The organism is Dokdonia sp. Asnod2-E02 (genome assembly GCF_045063915.1).
GTDB lineage: Bacteria > Bacteroidota > Bacteroidia > Flavobacteriales > Flavobacteriaceae > Dokdonia.
In genome coordinates this window covers 1-1,166 of sequence record NZ_JBEFNX010000001.1, presented here as the reverse complement: position 1 = coordinate 1,166, position 1,166 = coordinate 1, and the positions used below count along the sequence as shown (strand labels likewise).

The 1,166-nt window shown below is 46.0% G+C and carries 1 pseudogene; it reads right to left on the bottom strand.

The window, feature by feature from the left end:
- Nucleotides 1-1,166 (bottom strand): annotated as a pseudogene (locus tag ACJJVM_RS00005) (iron-regulated protein FrpC); the annotation flags it as partial.

The window sequence follows — 1,166 nt, the reverse complement described above, 5'->3', positions numbered from 1 at the left end:
TGGTAGGTTCCTGCAGCATCTACAGTCACCACAGGATCTAGTGATATCAATGCACCATCTAGTGTCCACGCATAGCTGTAGCTCACCCCAATCTGAGGATCTTCTACCGTACCATCTATCGTAAATGGATCAAGCGCTTCACCCGTAATCTCATCCACACAAATCTGTCCACCCTCATTGCTAAGGTCTGTATATGGTAGTGGTTGCACAAATATCTCAAAGTCTACCACCATCGTACTCTCACAGTTACTAGCTGTATTAACCGCTCTAGCATAAATGATTTGTGGGTTACTCGTATTCACATAAGCACTAGGCGTGTCTATTGCATTAACCATCGCCTCTGCATCTGCAAGGCTGGTGTAATAGGTTACAGAGGTAGCTGTTACCCCACCGGTAATCATAGCATTCTGCTGCGTAAGGTCAAAGGTAGCCTCATCTTGATTAGGCGCAACATTAATCCCAAGATCATCGGCACACTGTACCATATTATCTGCTGGAGATACCTCTGGACGGCTCTCGACCGTAAAGATGATGCTTGTAAAGTTCACACAACCTGTAGTGTTATCTTCAATACGCACAAACAGTTCCTCTCCATCTGCCACCGTGTATGGCGAACTTAGTGCAGCCGTGTTTGCCTCTGCCTGCACTAGTAACTGGTGATAGCTTATTGTAAAATCACTCGTCACCTGTGGCGCTGCAAGAATCCCTATCTCATCTGCAAGGGTTGTAAGATCAACACTTCCCATTGTATCATCACCATCAAATTCTTCACAGAAGGTATAATCAATAGGTCCCGCTTCTGCCAATACAGGTAGCGGATTTACAATTACTTCAAAAGGCACAATCACATAACATAAGTTTCCGTCGCTGTCTAAGTCATCATCGCCTGGCACATTTCTTTCCACACGTGCGTAGAGCGTTTGGTTACCAGATGTGGTATTGATAAAGTTAGTGACATCTGCCACTGCAAGCGTTGGGTCGTCTGGGTTCGCTTCCGCGAAAGCGAGATCTGTATACACTAAGATATCTACAGGCTCCCCTCCACCTATCTGAGCAATCACACCCGTAAGATCAAAGCTCTCAAAACCATCGGTATCCGAACCAGAACCAGCGTCAATCACCCCATCGCCATCAGTATCAATATCTGTCGTGGCATCACATACCTC